This window comes from Umezawaea sp., assembly GCF_057122925.1.
This window is the reverse complement of the sequence record NZ_DBNGPQ010000030.1, coordinates 34588-54827: the sequence shown is the minus strand read 5'-3', so window position 1 is coordinate 54827 and position 20240 is coordinate 34588. Positions and strand designations below refer to the sequence as shown.

Annotated in this window: 21 protein-coding genes and 1 tRNA gene; 10 read left to right on the top strand and 12 right to left on the bottom strand. The window is 71.3% G+C overall.

Annotation, left to right across the window (positions count from 1 at the left end):
- Positions 1-136: 136 nt before the first annotated feature.
- The 6 genes from AC156L_RS04320 to AC156L_RS04295 all read left to right on the top strand — a co-directional run bounded on the left by AC156L_RS04320 (position 137) and on the right by AC156L_RS04295 (position 4826).
- Positions 137-649: a hypothetical protein gene (locus tag AC156L_RS04320; RefSeq protein WP_330883707.1), complete on the top strand. Its 513-nt coding sequence runs from the start codon at positions 137-139 to the stop codon at positions 647-649.
- A 171-nt stretch (positions 650-820) separates the two neighbouring features.
- Positions 821-2146: an NAD(P)/FAD-dependent oxidoreductase gene (locus AC156L_RS04315; protein ID WP_330883704.1), complete on the top strand. Its 1326-nt coding sequence runs from the start codon at positions 821-823 to the stop codon at positions 2144-2146.
- A 166-nt stretch (positions 2147-2312) separates the two neighbouring features.
- A complete protein-coding gene (locus AC156L_RS04310; RefSeq protein ID WP_170155645.1) occupies positions 2313-2468 on the top strand; it encodes a hypothetical protein in 156 nt (51 codons plus the stop codon).
- An 80-nt stretch (positions 2469-2548) separates the two neighbouring features.
- The gene (locus tag AC156L_RS04305) at positions 2549-3610 is read left to right on the top strand and encodes an ATP-grasp domain-containing protein (RefSeq protein WP_330883700.1); all 1062 of its coding nucleotides are present in this window, start codon (positions 2549-2551) and stop codon (positions 3608-3610) included.
- Positions 3591-4661, top strand: coding sequence for a SagB family peptide dehydrogenase (locus tag AC156L_RS04300; protein WP_330883699.1), 1071 nt, complete (start codon positions 3591-3593; stop codon positions 4659-4661). The genes AC156L_RS04305 and AC156L_RS04300 overlap by 20 nt, the downstream gene beginning before the upstream one ends.
- 87 nt (positions 4662-4748) lie before the next feature.
- Positions 4749-4826 (top strand) — tRNA-Leu (locus tag AC156L_RS04295).
- A 220-nt stretch (positions 4827-5046) separates the two neighbouring features.
- On the opposite strand, the gene AC156L_RS04290 is transcribed toward AC156L_RS04295, so the two are convergent.
- From AC156L_RS04290 to AC156L_RS04250, 9 genes are all read right to left on the bottom strand, one after another.
- A complete protein-coding gene (locus AC156L_RS04290) occupies positions 5047-6699 on the bottom strand; it encodes a DUF885 domain-containing protein (RefSeq protein ID WP_330883697.1) in 1653 nt (550 codons plus the stop codon).
- A gap of 30 nt (positions 6700-6729) precedes the next feature.
- Positions 6730-7377: a response regulator transcription factor gene (locus AC156L_RS04285; RefSeq protein ID WP_330883695.1), complete on the bottom strand. Its 648-nt coding sequence runs from the start codon at positions 7375-7377 to the stop codon at positions 6730-6732.
- Positions 7329-8606, bottom strand: a complete 1278-nt coding sequence (locus AC156L_RS04280; RefSeq protein ID WP_330883693.1) for a sensor histidine kinase — start codon at positions 8604-8606, stop codon at positions 7329-7331. Before AC156L_RS04280 ends, AC156L_RS04285 begins: the two co-directional genes overlap by 49 nt.
- Positions 8607-8662: 56 nt before the next feature.
- Positions 8663-9547 carry a pyrroloquinoline quinone biosynthesis protein PqqB gene (gene pqqB, locus AC156L_RS04275; protein ID WP_330883691.1) on the bottom strand — a complete coding sequence of 295 codons (885 nt, stop codon included), beginning with the start codon at positions 9545-9547 and terminating at the stop codon, positions 8663-8665.
- Positions 9544-10626 carry a pyrroloquinoline quinone biosynthesis protein PqqE gene (pqqE, locus tag AC156L_RS04270; protein WP_330883689.1) on the bottom strand — a complete coding sequence of 361 codons (1083 nt, stop codon included), beginning with the start codon at positions 10624-10626 and terminating at the stop codon, positions 9544-9546. Before pqqE ends, pqqB begins: the two co-directional genes overlap by 4 nt.
- On the bottom strand, positions 10619-10891 hold the full coding sequence (gene pqqD, locus AC156L_RS04265; RefSeq protein WP_330883687.1) for a pyrroloquinoline quinone biosynthesis peptide chaperone PqqD: 273 nt from the start codon (positions 10889-10891) through the stop codon (positions 10619-10621). The genes pqqE and pqqD overlap by 8 nt, the downstream gene beginning before the upstream one ends.
- Positions 10888-11586 (bottom strand): pyrroloquinoline-quinone synthase PqqC, encoded by a 699-nt coding sequence (pqqC, locus tag AC156L_RS04260; RefSeq protein ID WP_330883685.1) that lies wholly within the window; start codon positions 11584-11586, stop codon positions 10888-10890. Before pqqC ends, pqqD begins: the two co-directional genes overlap by 4 nt.
- Positions 11587-11662: 76 nt before the next feature.
- Positions 11663-11794, bottom strand: coding sequence for a pyrroloquinoline quinone precursor peptide PqqA (pqqA, locus tag AC156L_RS04255; RefSeq protein ID WP_330883683.1), 132 nt, complete (start codon positions 11792-11794; stop codon positions 11663-11665).
- Positions 11795-11953: 159 nt separating this feature from the next.
- A complete protein-coding gene (locus tag AC156L_RS04250; RefSeq protein WP_330883681.1) occupies positions 11954-13096 on the bottom strand; it encodes a polysaccharide deacetylase family protein in 1143 nt (380 codons plus the stop codon).
- A gap of 229 nt (positions 13097-13325) precedes the next feature.
- Between AC156L_RS04250 and AC156L_RS04245 the strand changes: the two genes are divergently transcribed.
- Positions 13326-14117, top strand: coding sequence for a Bax inhibitor-1/YccA family protein (locus AC156L_RS04245; RefSeq protein ID WP_330883679.1), 792 nt, complete (start codon positions 13326-13328; stop codon positions 14115-14117).
- A gap of 78 nt (positions 14118-14195) precedes the next feature.
- On the opposite strand, the gene AC156L_RS04240 is transcribed toward AC156L_RS04245, so the two are convergent.
- Together AC156L_RS04240 and AC156L_RS04235 are read right to left on the bottom strand one after the other, a co-directional pair.
- Entirely contained in the window at positions 14196-14414 is a 219-nt protein-coding gene (locus AC156L_RS04240; RefSeq protein ID WP_330883676.1) for a hypothetical protein, read from the bottom strand.
- Between the two features lie 118 nt (positions 14415-14532).
- Positions 14533-15753 carry an acetyl-CoA C-acetyltransferase gene (locus AC156L_RS04235; protein WP_330883674.1) on the bottom strand — a complete coding sequence of 407 codons (1221 nt, stop codon included), beginning with the start codon at positions 15751-15753 and terminating at the stop codon, positions 14533-14535.
- A gap of 247 nt (positions 15754-16000) precedes the next feature.
- On the opposite strand from AC156L_RS04235, the gene AC156L_RS04230 reads away from it, so the two are divergent.
- The 3 genes from AC156L_RS04230 to AC156L_RS04220 all read left to right on the top strand — a co-directional run bounded on the left by AC156L_RS04230 (position 16001) and on the right by AC156L_RS04220 (position 19846).
- Positions 16001-17371 (top strand): cystathionine beta-synthase, encoded by a 1371-nt coding sequence (locus tag AC156L_RS04230; protein ID WP_330883672.1) that lies wholly within the window; start codon positions 16001-16003, stop codon positions 17369-17371.
- Positions 17372-17486: 115 nt separating this feature from the next.
- Positions 17487-18605 (top strand): RDD family protein, encoded by a 1119-nt coding sequence (locus AC156L_RS04225; RefSeq protein ID WP_330883671.1) that lies wholly within the window; start codon positions 17487-17489, stop codon positions 18603-18605.
- 89 nt (positions 18606-18694) lie between these two features.
- Positions 18695-19846, top strand: coding sequence for a cystathionine gamma-synthase (locus AC156L_RS04220; protein ID WP_330883670.1), 1152 nt, complete (start codon positions 18695-18697; stop codon positions 19844-19846).
- Between the two features lie 59 nt (positions 19847-19905).
- Here the strand turns inward: AC156L_RS04220 and AC156L_RS04215 are convergent, their stop codons facing one another.
- Positions 19906-20154, bottom strand: coding sequence for a hypothetical protein (locus AC156L_RS04215; RefSeq protein ID WP_330883669.1), 249 nt, complete (start codon positions 20152-20154; stop codon positions 19906-19908).
- Between the last annotated feature and the right edge of the window lie 86 nt (positions 20155-20240).

The following is a 20240-nucleotide window of genomic DNA, read 5'->3' as shown; positions in this document are numbered from 1 at the left end:
GATGATCGGGCAGGCTTTCGGGACCGCCCTTTTAGCCCGACCGAGGGTCGGATCGAGGGGTCCCCGAGTCGGCCACCCCACCGGACCCGCCCCCACCGGACCCGCCCCCACCGGACCCACATCCGAGGCCCACGCGATGACCCACCCCACCACCCTCCCGGCAGGCCTGCCGGCCTGGACCCTGAGAGCCCTCTCCACCCTCACCTGCGCCGCGACGGCCCTGCTCCTGGCCCACGACGGCGTCCGAGCCCCAACCCTCACCCTCTACGCCCTGATCTCCCTGGCGGCCATCACCATCCCGGCCTCGGCGGCCCCGGCCCTCGGCATCGGAGTAGCCGCCGCCGCCCTGGCCTTCACCGAAGGCGGCCCCTTCCGCCCCGCGGTCCTCGCCATGATCGTCCTGCTGCACCTCTTCCACCTCACCTCGGCCCTCACGGCCCTCACCCCACCCCGCTCCCGCCTCCACCTCAGCGCCCTGAAGGGGCCTGCCCGCAGGTTCGCCCTGACCCAGCTCCTCACCTCCACCCTCGTGGTCGTGACGGCGTTCCTCCCCAGCGGCGGCACCGAGCCCGCCGTCGAGGTCGCGGGCCTCCTCGCGGCCACCGGACTGGCCACCGCGGCCGTGCTCCTCATGCGCCCCAGGAGCTGAGGAACACCTCAGCTCAACCTGAGCTACTGGATCGATCCTCTCAGGGGTTATGCCCAACCGAGACGCTTCCCGCAGGTCAGCGGCGGGGGTGTTCGCCATCACCCGGCGACCGTGGTCACAACGGGGCCTTCGGACGCGCGAACACGGGGGTCGCGGTGCGACCATGTGCGTATGGCTGCTGTGAAGTCGCAACCCACGAGGATCGTCATCGTCGGCGGTGGGTACGTCGGTATGTACACCGCACTGGGGTTGCAGAAGAAACTGCGTTCCGGTGAGGCGTCGGTGACCGTTGTCGACCCGCAGCCTCACATGACCTACCAGCCCTTCCTCCCGGAGGCGGCCGCGGGGTCCATCGAGCCCCGCCACGTCGTGGTGCCCCTCCGCAAGGTCCTCAACCGCTGCCACGTCGTGACCGGCCGCGTGACGAAGATCGAGCACGCCGCCAAGTCGATCACGCTGGAGACCGCCGACGGCCACGTCGAGCAGCTCGAGTACGACGTGCTGGTCAACGCGCTGGGTTCGATCGCCCGCACGCTGCCGATCCCCGGTCTGGCCGAGCAGGGCATCGGCGTGAAGACCATCGGCGAGGCCATCTACATCCGCAACCACGTGCTGTCGCGCCTCGACCAGGCCGCGAGCACCCGCGACCCGGAGCTGCGGCGGAGGCTGCTGAGCTTCGTCGTCATCGGCGGCGGGTTCGCGGGCATCGAGACGCTGGCGGAGCTGGAGGACATGGCCCGCTACGCGCTGCGCTACTACACCCAGCTCAAGCCCGAGGACATGAACTGGGTGCTGGTCGAGGCCACCAAGCGGGTCATGCCCGAGGTGAGCGAGAAGATGGGCGTCTACACCGTCCAGCAGCTCGAGAAGCGCGGCATGAAGGTCTTCCTGGACACCCGCGTGAAGACCATGGAGAACGGTCACGTCGTCCTGGACGACGGCACCGAGTTCGACAGCGACACGATCATCTGGACCGCGGGCGTCAAGGCGAACCCGGTCCTGCGCAACACCGACCTGCCGCTCGACGAGCGCGGTCGCGTCCGCTGCACGGCGAAGCTCCAGGTCGAGGGCCTGGCGGGCGTCTGGTCGGCCGGTGACTGCTCGGCGGTGCCCGACCTGTCGCGCACCGAGGAAGACCCGATGGCGACGTGCAGCCCGTCGGCCCAGCACGCGGTGCGGCAGAGCAAGGTGCTCGTCGGCAACATCGTGGCGAGCCTGCGCGGCAAGCCGCAGAAGGACTACTTCCACAAGTACATCGGCTCGGTCGCGGGTCTGGGCCTGTACAAGGGTGTCGCGGACGTCTACGGCATCAAGATGAAGGGCCTGCTGGCCTGGCTGGCGCACCGCGGCTACCACGTCGCGAAGATGCCCACCTTCAACCGCAAGTTCCGTGTTCTCATGGACTGGCTGCTCGCGTTCGTCAACGGCCGCGAGGTCGTCGCCCTGGGTCAGATCAACGACCCCAAGGCGGAGTTCGACCGCGCGTCGAAGAGCTGAGTCCCCCGACGGGTGTTGCTCGCACTGCGCCGTTCGGTTGCAGTCGGGTGACACCCGTCTGGCTTAGTGCCGTAACTTGAGCCCCCAGAAGGAGCAATCTGGGTGGGCTCATCTTGACATTGCGTTACGTGAACCCGAGACTACTGCTTGTGCATCACCTGAAAGCGTGATGCGCGCGTTGGGGAAAGAGGTGACCGCGATGTCCCTTGAGGAGCTGGCCGCACAGCTTCGCCGCGGTGAGATCGAGGACCGCGCCTTGGCGGAGTACGCCGCCGAGTACGTCACGGCTGGGAAGTGTTTTCGAAGCAAGAAAGACGACTGAGCGTGACCGCTTCCGAGCGCGGGGTCGACAGACCCCCGCTCGAAGCCGTAAGAATCCTCCCCGAACCGAGTCCCACTCCGGTGAAGCCGACTCCGCTCCTCCTCCAAGGCCAGAACTACCTCTTCCGGTCACCCCCCAAGACCCTGGACTTCCAGGAGCAGGTCCACCGGATGGGCATGGTCGACGAAGGCGACGGCAGTCCCGTCCCGTGCGTCCTGGTGCTCGCCCGCAGCGCGGACATGGAGATGAACGAACTCTCCATCGCGCTCGCCGAACGCGGTGTCCGGATGGCCCGCATCGACGCCGACCGCTGCACCGACCTGCCGTTGACGATCTACACCGACGCGCCGCTGGTCGAGCTGGACCGGTGGCTGCTCCGGCCGGTCCTGGTGTGGCGCAGGCACTTCGAACTCTCCGCCCTCCCGGTCGAACCGGGCACGCTCGCGGGCTCGTACGCCGTCGACCAGTGGGGCGCGGTGTCGAACTGGCTCGCGACCCGCGGTGACTGGGCGCACGTCAACCCGGCCCGGTCCACGGCCCACCTCGACCGCCTCACGCAGCTCTCCGACGCCGCCTCGTTCGGCCTGACCGTCCCGCGCACGGCCGTGACGACCCGCCCCGGCCGCACCAGGCCCGGCGGCGCGCACTGCATCGTGAAGACCTCCGGGCGGCACCTGCTGGAGCCGCGCCCCGGCGTGCAGCACGGCCTGTTCCCGCGCCCGCTGGAGACCAGCCGCTCCAGCGACGCCCCCGAGTCGGCGCCGGTGATCGTCCAGCAGTACCTGGCGTCCGAGACGGAGCTGCGGGTGTTCGTCGTGGGCGGTCGCTGCATCGCCTACCAGGTCGACAAGCTCGACCCGGCCCAGCTGTGGGTCGACCCGGACGCGGTCCGGGTGACACCCACGACGGTGCCCGACACCGTGTCCGCCAAACTCCTCGCCTTAGCCCGCTACTGGCGGGTCGAGGTGGCCGCGTTCGACCTCCTGGTGACGGCGAAGGACCACGTCTTCCTGGAGGTCAACGTGAACTGTGACTGGCGGTGGTTCGAACACCGCGCGGAGGACACACTGGTCTCGGACGCGGTCCACGACTGGGTCGCGCAGCGCTTCAAGGAGCTGTTGGGTGCGGGCAAAGGTCGCTGAACACGCGACGCTGTTCTACGAGAACGGCGCCGTCGTCTGGGACGACTACCTGCACCACCGCCAGTTCGCGATCAGCGAGACCGCCGAGCTGCTGTGCCGCAAGTTCAGCACCTTCACCGAGGTCGACGAACTCCTCGCCCCGCTGGGCGAGGAGGACCGGGCCGTGCTGCGCCGCGTGCTCGACGAGCTGGTGGACGCGGGCGTGCTGATCGTCGAGGGCTCCCCGGAGCACGAGGCCGAGCGCGACCTGCTGCTGGCGTGGTCGAGCTGGGGCGCGTCGGCCAGGCACTTCCACTTCGCCAGCCGCACGCTGGGCGACGCCGAGTACCAGGCCGCCGACGAGCACGACGCCGCGCTGGAGGTGAAGCTCGGCGAGAACCCGCCGCCCACCCCGTTCCGGACGCTCGGCGGTGACGCCGTCGAGCTGCCGGTGCTGCCCGCGCGGCCGTCGTGGGGCGCCGCGCCGGTGCTGGACGTGCTGCTGGCCCGCCAGACCACCCGCGAGTTCGGGTCGGACGGGGTGAGCCTGGAGCAGGTCGGCGAGCTGCTGGCCGTGCTCGGCGGCCCGTCGCCGATGCGGTCGCGGATCGGCAGGACCGGCACGGTGTTCAAGACGAGCCCGTCCGGCGGCGGACGCCACCCCGTCGAGCTGTACGCGCACGCGCGCCACGTCTGCGGCCTGCCCCCGGGCTGGTACCACTACGACGGCGCGCGGCACGTGCTCGAACCCGTCGGGCCGGAGTGGACGCCCGCGCAGATCGTCGAGGCCGCGGGGGACCAGGAGTGGGTCGGTGACGCACCGCTGGTGCTCGCCTACACGGCCGTGCTGGAGCGCACCCGCTGGCGCTACGACACCTCGCGCGCCTACCGCGTCGTGCAGATGGACGTCGGCCACCTCTCGCAGACCGCCTACCTGGTCGCGACGGCGATGGGGCTGGGCGTCGGCTTCACGGCCGCGCTGCGCGACGAACTGGTGGAACGGGCGCTCGGCTGTGACGCCTATCACGAAGCGGTATTGGGGATGACGGTCGTCGGTCCATTACGTAAATGACCGTAATAGCGGAACGCGTTGAGCCGTGCGGGTGTCTTGAGTCGATCTCGTTACTCGAATCCACGGACGACCTTTAAGCTGCCCGCTGCCCCCGTAGCCCAACCGGCAGAGGCAGGCCCCTTAAAAGGGTCAAAGGTACGGGTTCGACTCCCGTCGGGGGCACCACTCTTCATAAGCATAGACAACCTTCTGGCCAGCGTAAACCCGCTGAGAAATCATCCCATGTCTACTGGCGGCAGTGGTATGTGCCGCCTGTTCGAGTGATACGCGGCTATCACTCGAACGGGCTATCTCCGCAGAAATAGGGTTACCCCGCGTAACGGCAAAGAATGGTGATGGCCGCGCATTCGTGCGTTGGACATTAACGGTGGATGGTTTCACCTGGTCAGGTGGTAACCGGTTCCGCCGTCGCCCACGCGGTGACGACCTCGTCCAGCACCGCCAGCGGCAGCGGACCGCCGCCGAGCACCACGTCGTGGAACGCGCGGATGTCGAAACGGTCTCCCGCGACCGCCTCGGCCTCCGCCCGGATCCGCTGGATCTCCAGCCTGCCGACCATGTACGACAGCGCCTGGCCGGGCGCGGCGATGTAGCGGTCCACCTCGGACTCGATCTCCACGAGGGCCAGCGGCGTGTTCTCCGTGAGGTAGTCGACGGCCTGCGCGCGGCTCCAGCCCAGCGCGTGCAGGCCGGTGTCGACGACGAGCCTGCCCGCGCGCATCGAGTCCGTCGCCAGCATCCCCAGCCTCGCGACGTCGTCGGAGTACAGCCCCATCTCGTCGGCCAGCCGCTCGCAGTACAGGCCCCAGCCCTCCAGGTAGGAGTTGATGCTCGCGAGCCTGCGCAGCATCGGCAGCTCGGTCATCTGCTGCGCCAGCGTGATCTGGAAGTGGTGCCCCGGAACGGCTTCGTGGAACGCGATGGCCTCGGCCTGGTAGCGGTAGCGCTCCTGGGCCCGCGAGGTGTTCGCGTAGTACGTGCCGGGGCGGGAGCCGTCCAGCGCGGTGGGGGAGTAGTACGCCGCGGGCGCGCCCGGCGCCTCCGCCTCCGGGACGGCCGCCACCTCGCAGCGGCTCTCGGGCAGCGTGCCGAACCACCGCGGCGCGGCCAGCTCGGCCCGCCGCACGGCGCCCCGCGCGGAGTCGAGCATCTCCTCGGCGTCCCGCCAGCGCAGCGCTGGGTCGGTGCGCATCCGGTCGAAGATCGCGGCGAGGTCGTCGGTGCCGAACACCCGCAGCCCCACGGCGCTGTACTCCTCCGCCAGGTCGGCGATCAGCGCGAGACCGGTCTCGTGCAGGTCCTCCGGGGTCCGCGAGGTCGTCGTGTGCACCCGCGCCAGCCTCGCGTAGAGGGTGGCGCCGTCGGGCAGCCAGCACAGCCCCGGCCTGCCCTCGGGGCGGCCCGCGGGCAGCACCTCGCGCTCCAGGACGTCCCGGTACCCGGCGTAGGCGGGCCGCACCACGTCGGCGAGCAGCCGGTCGCGCTCGGCGGTGAACTCCGGCGGGCCGTCCTTGCGGGCCAGCGGGTCGTCCGACAGCGGCGTGGCGAGGTAGCGGTCGACGAACGCGACGGCGTCGCGCACCAGGTGCGCGACCGGCAGCCGTCCGGCGGTGAGACCGCCCCGGTGGCGCTCGGCCAGCACGTCGAGGAACGCGGGCACGGCGGCGAGCCGCAGCAGGTAGTCGCGGCGCTGCTCCGGGGTCGCGACGGTGGTCATCGGCAGGAGCGACAGCAGCGCGCCCGCGGGAGCGAAGAACGACCCGGCGATCGTGTACTCGACGGAGTGGGTGTCGAACCTGTCGACCAGCGACTCGGCCTGCTGCACGACGACCGCTCGCGTCACCGGGTCCTCGTCGGGCAGCGCCCGCGCGCGGGTGGCGATGTCCACCGCGGCGGCGCGCTGAGCGGCGCCGCCCGCCTCGGTGAGGTCGGCGAGGAGGTGGTCGTGCCCGGCGATGCCGTAGAGCGAGGCTTCCAACGGCTCGATGGCCATCACCAGCTCGAACAGCTCGTCCGCGAGTTCGGTCGTCTCCGTCATGGGCCGATGCTACTTAGCCGGTTAAGGCCGTCATCCCCGGTCCAGGTAGGCGAGCACGGCGAGTACTCGCCGGTTGTCGTCGTCGCACGGCGGGAGGCCGAGCTTGCCGAAGATGTTCGCGGTGTGCTTCCCGACCGCCTTGTCCCCGATGAACAGCCGGGCCCCGATGGCCCCGTTCGACCGGCCCTCCGCCATCAGCGCGAGCACCTCCCGCTCGCGGGGCGTCAGCGAACCGAGCGGCTCGTCGCGGACGTGGCTGGCGAGCAGCTGCGTGACGACCTCGGGGTCCATCGCGGTGCCGCCCGCCGCGACCCGGCGGATCGCGTCCACGAACTGGGTCACGTCCGACACCCGGTCCTTGAGCAGGTAGCCGACACCGCCCCCGCGGTCGGACAGCAGTTCCCGCGCGTAGAGCTGCTCGACGTACTGCGACAGCACCAGGACCGGCAGCCCCGGCACCTGCTTGCGCGCCGCGATGGCCGCCCGCAGGCCCTCGTCGGTGAACGTCGGCGGCAGCCGGACGTCCACCACGGCCACGTCCGGCTCGTGCTCGACCAGCGCGGCCAGCAGCGCGGGCCCGTTGTCCACGGCCTCGACCACGTCGAAGCCGTAGGCCACCAGCAGCCGGATCAGGCCGTCCCTGAGGAGGACGAGGTCTTCTCCGAGGACAACTCGCACGGCAGCTCCAAGGTCACGATGGTCGGCCCACCGACGGGACTGGCCAGTCCGAGTGTGCCGTCGAACGCGGCGAGCCTGCGCTCGATCCCCCGAAGTCCGCCGCCCGGCGTGACGGCGGCCCCGCCGCGGCCGTCGTCCCCGACCATCACCGCCAGCCGCTCGTCGGCGTGCCGGATCCGGATCCACGCCGACGTGGCCCCGCTGTGCTTGGCGACGTTGGCCAGCGTCTCGGCCACGGCGAAGTACGCGGCCGACTCGACCGGAGCCTGCGGCCTGCCGGGCAGCTCGACGTCGACCTCCACCGGCACCGGCAGCGCCAGCGCGAGCGCCCGCACGGCGCCGTCGAGCCCCCGGTCGGCGAGCACCGGCGGGTGGATGCCGCGCACCAGGTCCCGCAGCTCCGCCAGCGCCAGCGTCGACGACTCGCGCGCCTCGGCCAGCAGCGCCCTCGCGGCGTCCGGGTCGCGGGCCATCAGGTCCTCGGCCATGCCGAGGCTCATGCCCAGCGAGACGAGCCTGGCCTGGGCCCCGTCGTGCAGGTCGCGCTCGATGCGGCGCAGCTCGGCCGCCTGCGCGTCCACGGTGTCGGCCCGTGAGTCCGACAGCTCCCGCACCCGCGAGGTCAGGGTGGCCCGAGCGGTCGGCGCGAGCAGCCACCGGGCGACCGCGGCGTGCGCCTTCGTGGCCCACGGCGTCACCCACCACCCGGCCGCGATGAACAGCCCGCCGATGATCGGCGCCAGTGCGTAGCCGCCGGGGGTGTCGTCGCGCAGGAAGACGTACTCGACGGTCGCGTTGTCGAGCCAGGCGAGCGGAGCCACGAAACCCGCGATCCCGCTCCCCCACAGCGCGAGCGGCAGGACGCCCGCCGCGATGCTGAGCGGGGCGTTGACGACCATCCACGCCAGGTCCCGCCAGGTGGCCGGGTCGGTGGCGATCCACCGCACCTTCGCGATCGGCCCGCGGCTGGGCGGTACGCGGTAGGGCGAGGCGATCTCCGTGCCGAGCACGTCGCCCGCCCACCGCCGGTAGCGCCGCAGCGCGGACCGCTCCAGCGCCGTCACGCCGAGCAGGACCGGCACGCCGACCGTCACCAGGACCAGCGGGTAGGCGTAGAGCTGCAACGGGACCAGCACCAGCCCGGCCAGCGCCAGCGGGATACGGACGAGGCTCCACAGCACCAGCCGCACGCGGTCGCGGAGCTTCCCCAGCAGCTCTGTGTCCGTCATGGCGTCGAGTCTGGCGTGCCGGGGCCCCTCGGCGCGGTGGGTTTAACCCCCCGGTTTCAGATCTCGACGACGGTGCCGTCCGGCGGGACCTCGACCCCCGCCGCCACGAGCTCCGCGTGCTCCGGGGAGTCGGGGTCCAGCACCGGGTTGGTGTTGTTGAGGTGGGTGTAGATCCGCCGGACACCGGGGTGGCGGCGGAGTTCCGGCAGGCTCGCGGTGATCGGGAGGTGGCCCATCGCGGCCTGCCCGTGCGTGCCGCCCGTGGAGGCGCCCATCTCCCCGGCCGAGTGGAAGGTGCCGTCCAGCAGCAGGACGTCGGCGTCGGCGAGGAGCCGTTCCAGCTCGTGCGGCCAGGTCGCCAGGCAGGGCGCGTAGACCAGGACACCGCCGGTCCTCTGGTCCTCCACGCGGTACGCGACCACCCAGTCCGAGCCCACCGCGGACGCCGCGGCGTACCTGGGCCGCTTGCCGCTGACCGGCACGGCGGTGACCACCAGACCGCCCCGCAGCTCGAACGGCTCGTGCGGCTCGACCTCCCGCCAGGTCCACGGGGAGTACCCGTCCAGGACGCCCCGCAGGTCCAGGTCGCCGCGCAGCGCGTCCAGCACGGTCGAGGTCGCGCGCACCTCCGTGCCCGCCGCGCCGCGCAGTGCCAGCAGGCCGAGCGCGTGGTCCAGTTCGGCGTCGGTGAGGACCACGCCGCGGACGGGGGTGTCGCGGGGACCGGGGCCGGGGGCGAGCGCGGCGGTCGCCACGAGCTGGGCGCGGACGTCGGGGGAGGCGTTGAACAGCCACCAGTCCTCGCCGTCGCCGCTGACCGCCAGGCAGTCCTGCGTCCGCGACCGGAGGCGGCCCGCACGGGCCGCCTCGCACGGCCCGCACGCGCAGTTCCACTGCGGGAACCCGCCGCCCGCCGCGGTGCCGAGCAGGACCGCCCTCACCGCGCCGCCCTCCGCGGCACCAGGTCGGGCTCCGCCCCCGGAGGCGCCTCGGCCGCCAGGACCAGGTCCACGACCCCGCGGTCCGGGGAGAGCGAGCAGACGGGATCGGTGTTCGCCGCGTCCCCGGTGAGCTGGAACGCCTGGCAGCGGCACCCGCCGAAGTCGACCTCCCGGCGGGCGCAGCTCCGGCACGGGTCGCGCATCCAGTCGGTGCCCCGGTAGGCGGTGAACGACCGGGAGTCGTGCCAGATCTCGGCGAGCGGCCGGTCCCGCACGGTGTCGAACTCCAGGTCCGTGATCACCGAGGCGGCCGGGCACGGCAGGACGGTCCCGTCGGGGGACACGGTGAGCTGCCGCGCGCCCCAGCCGTGCATGCACGGCTTCGGGTGGGCCTCGTGGTAGTCGGCGACCACGTAGACGATCTCCATCGACCCCCGGAGCCGTTCCCGCGCCGCGGCCACGACCGGTGCCGCCGCGGCGAGCTGGTCCGCGGTCGGCAGCAGCGCGGCGCGGTTGCGCAGCGCCCAGCCGTAGTACTGGGTGTTGGCCAGCTCCAGCCGCTGGGCGCCCATGCGCTCGGCCAGCGCGACGATCCCGGCCACGTGGTCGAGGTTCCGCCGGTGCAGGACGACGTTCACCGTGAGCGGGAGCCCGAGCCCGGTCACCAGGTCGGCGGCGACCAGCTTGTGGTGGTGCGCCCTCACCCCGGCGACGCGGTCGGCGTCCCGGCGGTCGGCGTCCTGCACCGAGAGCTGCACGTGGTCCAGGCCCCTGGCAGCCAGGTCGGCCAGCCGGTCGGACGTCAGGCCGAGGCCGCTGGTCACCAGGTTCACGTAGCAGCCGAGGCCGCTCGCGCGGCTCACGAGGTCGGGGAGGTCGGGCCGCCCCAGAGGTTCGCCGCCGGACAGGTGCACCTGGAGGACGCCGAGCGCGCGGGCCTGGTCGAGCACCGAGCACCACTGCTCGGTGCTCAGCTCGTCGCGGCGGCGCACCAGTTCCAGCGGGTTCGAGCAGTAGCCGCACCGCAGCGGGCAGCGGTGGGTGAGTTCGGCGAGCAGCCCGAACGGCGCCTCAGCCATCGAGGTCCACCACCCGGCGCTCCACCAGGCGTGCGACGAGTTCGGCGACGTCCGCCGTCCGCACGCCGTCGAACTCGTCGGCCAGCGTTCGCGCCACGTCCGCGATCGTGGCCCGCCCGTCGCACAGGCCGACGACCGCGGCGGCGGTCGGGTTCAGCACCAGGACGCCCTCGGGGAACAGCAGCACGTGGCTCTCCCGGACCCGGTCGTAGGACGCGCGCACGCCCGTCCGGAGGCGGGGGACGCGGTCGTGCGCCGGCGTCACCGCCGCTCCCGACCCGCGTAGTAGTCGACGGTGTCCAGGATCGACCGGAGCACGTCGCACTTGAACGACAGCGCGGCCACGGCCGCCTCCTGCTGCTGCCTGGTCGTGCAGTGCTCGACCACGAGGTCCACCGTGGACCTCCCCTCACCGGCGACCACCCGGAGCCTGCTGGTGAAGTAGGCGAAGCCCTCCTCCGCGATCCACGGGTACCGCGCGCGCATGTCCGCGAGCCTGCGCGCCATCAGCCCGCGCGAGAACATCTCGGTCAACCCGGACGCGACGGCCTCCACCCACGGCCTGGTGCGGGCGAACGTGACGTAGGCGTCCACGGCGAACCGGGTGCCGGGCAGCACGTGGCGCTCGTCCAGCACCTCCTCGCGGGTCAGCCCGACGGACTCGGCCATCCGGATCCAGTCCTCGGCACCGCCCTCGCCCGCCCGCGTGCCGTCGTGCCAGACGATCCGCTCCCGCCACCGGCGCCGCACCTCGGGCAGCGGGCAGTTCGCCAGGATCGCGGCGTCCTTCTGCGGGATGCACCGCTGGTAGTACCAGCGGTTGGCGGCCCACGAGCGCAGTTCCCCCGCGCTCAGCGAGCCGTCGTGCAGGCGCAGGTGGAACGGGTGGGCGTGCCAGTAGCGGGGAGCCAGCGCGCGCAGTTCCGCGGTGAACTCCTCCGGTGGTGCCAGGGCTGCCAAGCGGTGCTCCTAGTCCGACGGGACGCCGTGGACCCCGCTCGGTGCGAGGGTCCACGGCCGGGTCCGCTGAACCGGATCAGGTGCGGGCCGCGTAGGCGGTGACCTCCATCGGGGTGTCGAAGTCCCGGAAGTCGGGCTTCACCCAGACGGGTTTGGTGGTGGCGGGAACCTCGGGCGCGGGGCGGCGGACGTTCTCGGTGTCGGGCATCTGCGCACTCCTCGGGTCGGGTGGAGCACCGTGGCCGCGCGGCGGTTCCCCCACCGTAGGTCGTCCCCGGTGGGAGCGCCAGATGGGAAAGATCCTTTCCTAAATGCTGGGCCCGGTCCGCGGCGCCCGCTCGGACGCCGACCGGGAACCCCGCCCGGTTCAGTTCCGAGCGGCCGGGAAGCTGCGCAGCTGCGCGAGGACCTGCGGGTCCTGGAGCTGCATCCACTGGATGACCTCGGTGTAGGTGGCGCACACGGTGGACTCCTGCACGCAGACCTCGCCCATGAACTGCTCCACGGCCGCGCTGAACGCCCCACCGGCCCACTCGTTGAAGTGGTTGCCGATGGTCAGCGGCGCCCGGTTGCCGTTGAAGGCCGCCCGGTACACCGAGCGGTAGGTGTCGACCACGACGGAGGTGAACTCGGGCGCCCTCTCGGGCTCCTCCTTCGCGCCGTTGAGCGCGTACCAGAGGTTGAAGTCCATCATCACGGCCTGCTTGTTCAACGCGGGCACGCGCACCTCGGGGAGCGGGAACTCGTAGATCCCGTCGATGATCTTGGGCCAGGTGACGCCGAGGCTGACCTGGCTGGTGTCGTAGACGAGCCCGTGCGACCTCATCGCCGGGATGGCGGCCTTGAAGTCGGCCTCCAGGCAGGGGGTGCGACCGCCGCGGACGGTGGTCGGGTCCAGCTTGAACCCCTGGGCGCCCGCCTTCCCGATGATCGAGAAGAACTGGTCCAGCTCGGTGTTCCACTGCTCGGTGTTCCAGGTGCCGACGCTGGGCTCGGTGCCCTGGCAGAAGTGCCCGTTGTAGTGGGTCCCCAGCTCGTGACCGGCGGCGATGGCGTCGTTGAGGTACCCGATGCGCAGCTCGACGTCCTGCTTCGACCCGCCGAAGCCGATCGCGGAGAAACCCGCGTCGTGGCCGGGACCCGTGTACTCGCGGCCCTGGTCGTCGCTCATCATGTAGACGCCCGACAGCAGGCCCGTGACGTGCGCCTTCGCCTGCTCGGTGATGGGCAGGACGCGGTCCCAGTGCGGCTTGGACGCGGCGCCGTCGAACGAGAACATGACGAACTGCGGCGGCTTCTCGTTCGGGCCGAGCTTGCGCATCCAGTCGGCGCGGGGCTCGGCGGGCGCGGGGACCTCGGGGACCGGGCCGTCCGTGACGGGCTGGCGGTTGGGGGCGGGCATGCCCACCGCGGCGTTGTCCGGCGTGTCCCTGCCCTGGCCGGTCCCACCCAGCGTCACCAGCACCGCGACGGTGACCCCGAGGGCAATCCCGGTCGTCACCCAGCCCATCCGATTCTGTTTCCACGCCACGACAGGAAGGACGGCGGTCCGGTACCGCGGGTTGCGTCCAGATCACGATCAACTTCACCTGGTTGTGTCGATCGTTACGTTCCCCCGTCGGCGTTGCCCGGTATCGCGATCGACAGTCCAGGTAAAGTCACTTTTACCCGACGGGAACCGATCGACTCGTGTGGTCGTTGAACCCCGTGACGGCGTCAGCACGCCACAGGAGGACGAGGTGCGTACCACCAGCAACCCCGCTTTCCGCAACCTGCCGACCGGCGGTTACGGGAACAACTACGCAGGCTTCGGTCAGCCGCCGCAGCAAGCGGGCCCCGGCTACGACCCTGCACCCCCATCGGCGGCCAACCGCCCGATGACGATCGACGACGTGGTGACCAAGACCGGCGCGACCCTGGCCGTCCTCTTGGTCGCGGGCACCATCACCTTCGTGATGGAGGCATACGCCCTCGCGCTGCCGGCGATGATCATCGGTTTCGTGTTGGCCCTGGTCAACATCTTCAAGAAGAAGCCGAGCCCGGCGCTCGTGCTCGCCTACGCGGTCGCCGAGGGCGTGTTCCTCGGTGCGGTGAGCGGTCTGGTCGGCCGGGCGTTCAGCAACGGCAACGCGATCGTGATCCAGGCGATCATCGGCACCATCGGCGTGTTCATCGGCATGCTCGTGGTCTACAAGACCGGTGCCGTGAAGGTCACGCCCAAGCTGACCAAGTGGATCACCGGTGCCGTCATCGGCGTCGCGGTGCTCATGCTGGCCAACCTGGTCGCGGGCTTCCTCACGCCGGGCGGTCTCGGCCTGCGCGACGGTGGCACCATCGCCATCATCTTCAGCCTGGTCTGCATCGGCATCGCCGCGTTCAGCTTCCTGCTGGACTTCGACGCCGCCGACGAGGCGATCCGCGCGGGCGTGCCCGCCGTGTTCGCCTGGAGGGTCGCGTTCGGCCTGACCGTGACCCTGGTCTGGCTGTACCTGGAGATCCTGCGACTGCTGTCCTACTTCAACTCGGACTGATCGCGGTTCTTCGAAGAGCGTGCGGGGCGCCCGGCCACTGGTCGGGCGCCCTTCTTCGTGCCTGGTGCGGTGACCGCCCTAGGGGCGCCAGCCGCCCCCGTCGTCCGGCAGCGTGCTCCCCACCTTGATCAGGCAGGACACGCACAGGTGCCCGTGCTGTTCGCGCTCCAGCCTCTCGGTCGGGACGCTGTGCTCGCAGACGGCCTCGTAGAAGCCGCGGTCGGTCGTGGTGGCGTGCTCGGCCCTGAACGCGTGGCACAGCCGGTCGTACTCGCTGTGCCACCAGACGTACGGCATGTGAAGCCTCCCTACTCCGAGGTGGGGACGGTTTCGCGGGCCTCCTCTGACGCGCGAAGGGGACGACCACCGCATCGGAGCAGCGGACGTCCCCTTCGGGGTGAACGATCACGCAGAGCTAGCTCAGGCGCTCCAGCACCATGGCCATGCCCTGGCCGCCGCCGACGCACATGGTCTCCAGACCGAACTGCTTGTCGTGGAACTGGAGAGAGTTGATCAGCGTCGTGGTGATCCGCGCGCCGGTCATGCCGAACGGGTGGCCGACGGCGATGGCGCCGCCGTTGACGTTCAGCCGGTCCAGGTCGATGCCCAGCTCCTGGTAGGAGGGGATGACCTGCGCGGCGAACGCCTCGTTGATCTCGACGAGGTCGATGTCGCCGATCGACATCCCGGCCAGCTCCAGCGCCCGGCGGGACGCCTCGACCGGGCCGAGGCCCATGATCTCCGGCGACAGGCCGGACACGCCGGTCGACACGATCCGCGCGAGCGGCGTGATGCCCAGCTCGCGCGCCTTCACGTCGCTCATGATCACCAGGGCCGCGGCGCCGTCGTTGAGCGGGCAGCAGTTGCCCGCCGTGACCTTGCCGTTCGGCCGGAACACCGGCTTGAGGCCCGCCACGCCGTCCAGCGTCACACCCGCGCGCGGACCGTCGTCGGCCGACACCACGGTGCCGTCCGGCAGCGTCACGGGGGTGATCTCGCGGGCCCAGAAGCCGTTGGCGATGGCCTTCTCGGCGAGGTTCTGCGAGCGCACGCCGAACTGGTCCATCTCCTCGCGGGAGATGCCCTTGGCCCAGGCGAGGTTCTCCGCGGTCTGGCCCATGGAGATGTAGATGTCGGGCAGCAGGCCCGCCTCGCGCGGGTCGGTCCACGTGTCGGCGCCCGCCTCGGCGGTGGCCGTGGTCCGCGCCTCGGCGTCGGCGAACACCGGGTTGTGCGTGTCGGGCCAGCCGTCGGAGTTGCCGCGGGCGAAGCTCGACACGGTCTCGACGCCCGCGCTGATGAACACGTCGCCCTCGCCCGCCCGGATGGCGTGCAGCGCCATCCGGGTGGTCTGGACGCTGGACGCGCAGTACCGGGTGACGGTCGTGCCGGGCACCTGGTCGTAGCCCGCGAGGACCGAGACCACGCGGCCCATGTTGAAGCCCTGCTCGCCGCCGGGGAGGCCGCAGCCGAGCATCAGGTCGTCGATGGTGGACGGGTCGAGCTCCGGAACCTTCGCCAGCGCGGCCTTGACCATCTGCACGGTCAGGTCGTCGCCGCGGATGTCCTTCAGCGAACCCTTGCCCGCTCGGCCGATGGGGGATCGGGCGGCGGAGACGATGACGGCCTCAGGCATTACGGAACTCCTTTGTTCACCGCAGCGTGTGGATCCACCCTAGTTAACGCCTGTTCAGCCGGGCCACCACTCGTGATGAACGCCGCCCGCTTTCACGATGCCGAAGACCCGGCGGCGGGGCAATCCGGGTTACCACCGGTCGGTGGACCGCAGGCCACCTGGTCGGGATCGTCGACCGGGGCACCCTGAGGACGCGGCCGAGTTAGGCTTCGCCGGTAATCTCGCAAAGTGGGAAAGGACTCTCCCGGTGGAGTACGTCGAGCACGTCGTCGACCTGGTTGGCAACACGCCGCTGGTGAAGTTGAACTCGATCACGGAGGGCGCCGCGCCGCTGGTCCTCGCGAAGGTCGAGTACCTGAACCCCGGCGGGAGCGTGAAGGACCGCATCGCGCTGCGCATGGTCGAGGCGGCCGAGGCCTCCGGTGAGCTGCGGCCCGGCGGCACGATCGTCGAACCCACGTCCGGCAACACCGGGGTCGGCCTGGCGCTCGTCGCGCAGCGCCGCGGCTACAAGTGCGTCTTCGTCTGCCCGGACAAGGTCAGCGAGGACAAGCGCAACGTGCTCAAGGCGTACGGCGCGGAGGTCGTGGTGTGCCCGACGGCCGTGGCCCCGGAGCACCCGGACTCCTACTACAACGTGTCGGACCGCCTGGTGCGCGAGATCCCCGGCGCCTGGAAGCCGGACCAGTACTCGAACCCGCAGAACCCGCTGAGCCACTACCACTCCACCGGGCCCGAGCTGTGGCGCCAGACGGAGGGGCGGATCACGCACTTCGTCGCGGGCGTCGGCACCGGCGGCACGATCTCCGGCACCGGCAGGTACCTCAAGGAGGTGTCCGGCGGCAAGGTGAAGATCATCGGCGCCGACCCGGAGGGCTCGGTGTACTCCGGTGGCACGGGCCGCCCGTACCTGGTGGAGGGCGTCGGCGAGGACTTCTGGCCGGATGCGTACGACCGCGACATCTGCGACGAGATCGTGGCCGTGTCCGACGCCGACTCCTTCGCCGTCACCCGCCGCCTCGCCCGCGAGGAGGGCCTGCTCGTCGGCGGTTCCTGCGGCATGGCCGCCGCGGCGGCGCTGAAGGTCGCCCAGGGCTGCGGCCCGGACGACGTCGTCGTCGTGCTGCTGCCCGACGGCGGTCGCGGCTACCTGTCGAAGGTCTTCAACGACCAGTGGATGTCGTCCTACGGCTTCCTGCCGCCCGACTCGTCCGGCGCGACCGTCGGCGACGTGCTGCGGCGCAAGGACGGCCACATCCCGGACCTGGTCCACGGCCACCCGAAGGAGACCGTCGCGGAAGCGGTCGCGATCCTGCGCGAGTTCGGCGTCTCTCAGATGCCCGTCGTCAACGCCGAGCCGCCGGTCATGGCCGCCGAGGTCTCCGGTGCGGTCAACGAGCGCGACCTGCTGGAGGCCCTGTTCACCGGCAAGGCGCAGCTCGCCGACACGCTGGACAAGCACATGTCGGCCCCGCTGCCGACGATCGGCGCGGGCGAGTCGGTGGGCGTGGCGATGAAGGCACTGTCGCATGCGGACGGTGCGCTCGTGCTGGACGACGGCAAGCCCGCGGGTGTCGTTACCCGGCAGGACATCCTGGGTTTCCTCGCCGGACGCTGATCGGTCCCCCCCGGCGGCACGTTCACCGGTTGCCGGTGGCGTGCCCCGGTCGATCCGCTAGCGTGGCCTGCACCTATCCGTGATCGCGACCCGAACAAAGGGGCTGGACACTCCGATGAACGCTCCGCAGCCGCCAGAAGGCCAGAACCAAGGCGGCCAACCACAGGAGAGCCAGGGGCAGGCTCCCAGCGGCGACGCGACGCAGGTGGTGTCGAGCGGCGGACAGCCCCCGGCGTTCCCGTCCGCAGACGCGACCCAGGTCGTCACCCCCGGTCAGGGGCCGCAGCCGAGCTCGGAGGCGACGCAGGTCGTCTCCGGCCAGGGGCAGCCGCCGCAGTCGAACCCGTACGGCCAGCCGCCGCAGACCGGCTCCGGCGGGTTCCCCGCCCAGCAGCCGCCCCCGTACGGCCAGCCCGCTCAACCCGGCCAGTACGGCCAGCCGCCGTCGAACCCGTACGGCCAGCCCGCCCAGCCCTACGGGCAGCAGCCGTACGGCCAGCAGCCGCCGTCGAACCCCTACGGCCAGCCCGCGCAGCCCTACGGGCAGCCGCAGCAGCAACAGCCGTGGGGCGCGCAGCAGCCCGCCTACGGCCAGCCGCAGCAGCAGGCCTGGGGCGCCCAGGGCGCCTACCCCGCTCAGGCGGGCTACGGCGCCGCGGCGGGCAACTACGCCGAGTGGGGCTCGCGCGCGATCGGCGGCCTGATCGACTACGTGGCCCCCGGCATCGTGGTGGGCCTGCTCGTCGGCGTGATCGGCGCCGCCACGGGTGACGTGACCGTGGCGCTGCTGCTGAACCTCGTCGGCTACGTCGGCCTGCTCGCCTTCATGGCGTACAACTCCTGGTACCTGGCGGGCACGACCGGCCAGTCCTTCGGCAAGAAGGTCGCCAACGTCAAGCTGATCAGCGAGCAGACCGGTCAGCCGGTCGGCTTCGGCAACGCCTTCGTGCGGCACCTCTGCCACTTCATCGACGGCCTGCCCTGCGGCATCGGGTACCTCGCCCCGCTGTGGGAGGCCAAGAAGCAGACCTGGGCCGACAAGATCATGAACACCGTCGTGGTCATGGCGGACGGCTCGGCCGCTCCCGCCCAGTACCCCGGCACCGGCGGCCAGCCCTACGGCTACGGCCAGCAGCCGCAGCAGCCGGGTTACGGCCAGCAGCCCCAGCAGGGCTACGGGCAGCAGCCCCCGCAGCAGGGCTACGGCCAGCAGCAGCCGCCCCAGCAGTGGTGACGGACCGGAATGGATGAACGGCCCCCCGACCCCCGGTCGGGGGGCCGCTTGCCGTCCGGTGCACCCGAACGGCCCCGTACGCTGGTGACATGACGGACAGCTCCCACCACGGCTTCGCGACCAGGGCGATCCACGCAGGTCAGGCTCCCGATCCGACCACCGGTTCGGTGATCCCGCCCATCCACGCGACCTCCACCTACGCGCAGGACGGCGTGGGAGGCCTGCGGGAGGGCTACGAGTACTCGCGCACCGGCAACCCGACCAGGACGGCCCTCCAGGAGTGCCTCGCCTCGCTGGAGGGCGGCAGGCACGCCCGCGCCTTCGCCTCGGGCATGGGCGCGACCGACGCCGCGCTCCGCGCGATGCTGCGTCCCGGCGACCACGTCCTCATCCCGAACGACGCCTACGGCGGCACGTTCCGGTTGATCGACAAGGTGCTGGGCCACTGGGGCGTCGAGCACACCCCGGTCGAGCTGTCCGATGTGGACGCGGTGCGCGCGGCGGTCCGGCCCAACACCAAGGTCATCTGGATCGAGACGCCCACGAACCCGCTGCTGAACATCGCGGACATCGCGGGCCTGTCCCAGATCGCGCACTCCGCGGGCGCGCTGCTCGTCGTGGACAACACCTTCGCGTCCCCGTACCTGCAAAGCCCGCTCGGCCTGGGCGCGGACGTGGTCATGCACTCCACGACCAAGTACATCGGCGGTCACTCCGACGTCGTCGGCGGTGCCCTCATCACCTCCGACGACGAGCTGGACGCCCAGTTCGGCTTCCTCCAGAACGGGGCGGGCGCGGTCGCCAGCCCGTTCGACTCGTGGCTGACGCTGCGCGGCATCAAGACCCTCGAACTCCGCATGGAGAAGCACTCGGACAACGCCGAGCTGGTCGTGCAGGCGCTGCTGAAGCACCCGAAGGTCAAGACCGTGCTGTACCCCGGCCTGCCGGAGCACCCCGGCCACGAGCTGGCGGCGAAGCAGATGCGCCGGTTCGGCGGGATGATCTCGTTCACCGTCCACGGCGGCGAGCAGGCCGCGCTGGACGTGTGCTCGCGCACCAGGCTGTTCACGCTGGCCGAGTCGCTCGGCGGCGTCGAGTCGCTGATCGAGCACCCCGGCAAGATGACGCACGCCAGCACCGAGGGCTCGCTGCTGGAGGTGCCGTCGGACCTGATCCGCGTCTCCGTGGGCATCGAGTCCGGTGACGACCTGGTCGCCGACCTGGTCGCCGCGCTGGACTGACCCCGCTCACCACGAAGGCCCCCGCTCGGGTGGAGCGGGGGCCTTCGTCGTCGTGACGCCTAGGGCTTGACCAGGTTGTCGCCGGGCAGGTGGTACTGCGCGTTCTCGGTCTTCGGCACCGCGGGCAGGTCCTGGCCGTCGACGCAACCGCCGATGAACTGGAGCGTGCCGTCGCGCTGCTCGAAGTGCCCGGAATCGTGGCAGCCCGCCTGGGCCACGGTGAAAAAGGCCGCGCCGGTCAGGGCCACGGCCGTGGCGACCGCTCCGAAGAGCGGAAGCACAGCGGCTACGCGCCTTGCGGGTGCCATGCCGCCTCCCCGATGTGAATGCCCTGTGAGGTTCCCCAAGACAGAGCGTACCCGTCCCCACGCGGTGGGTACCAAGCTCGTCGGCG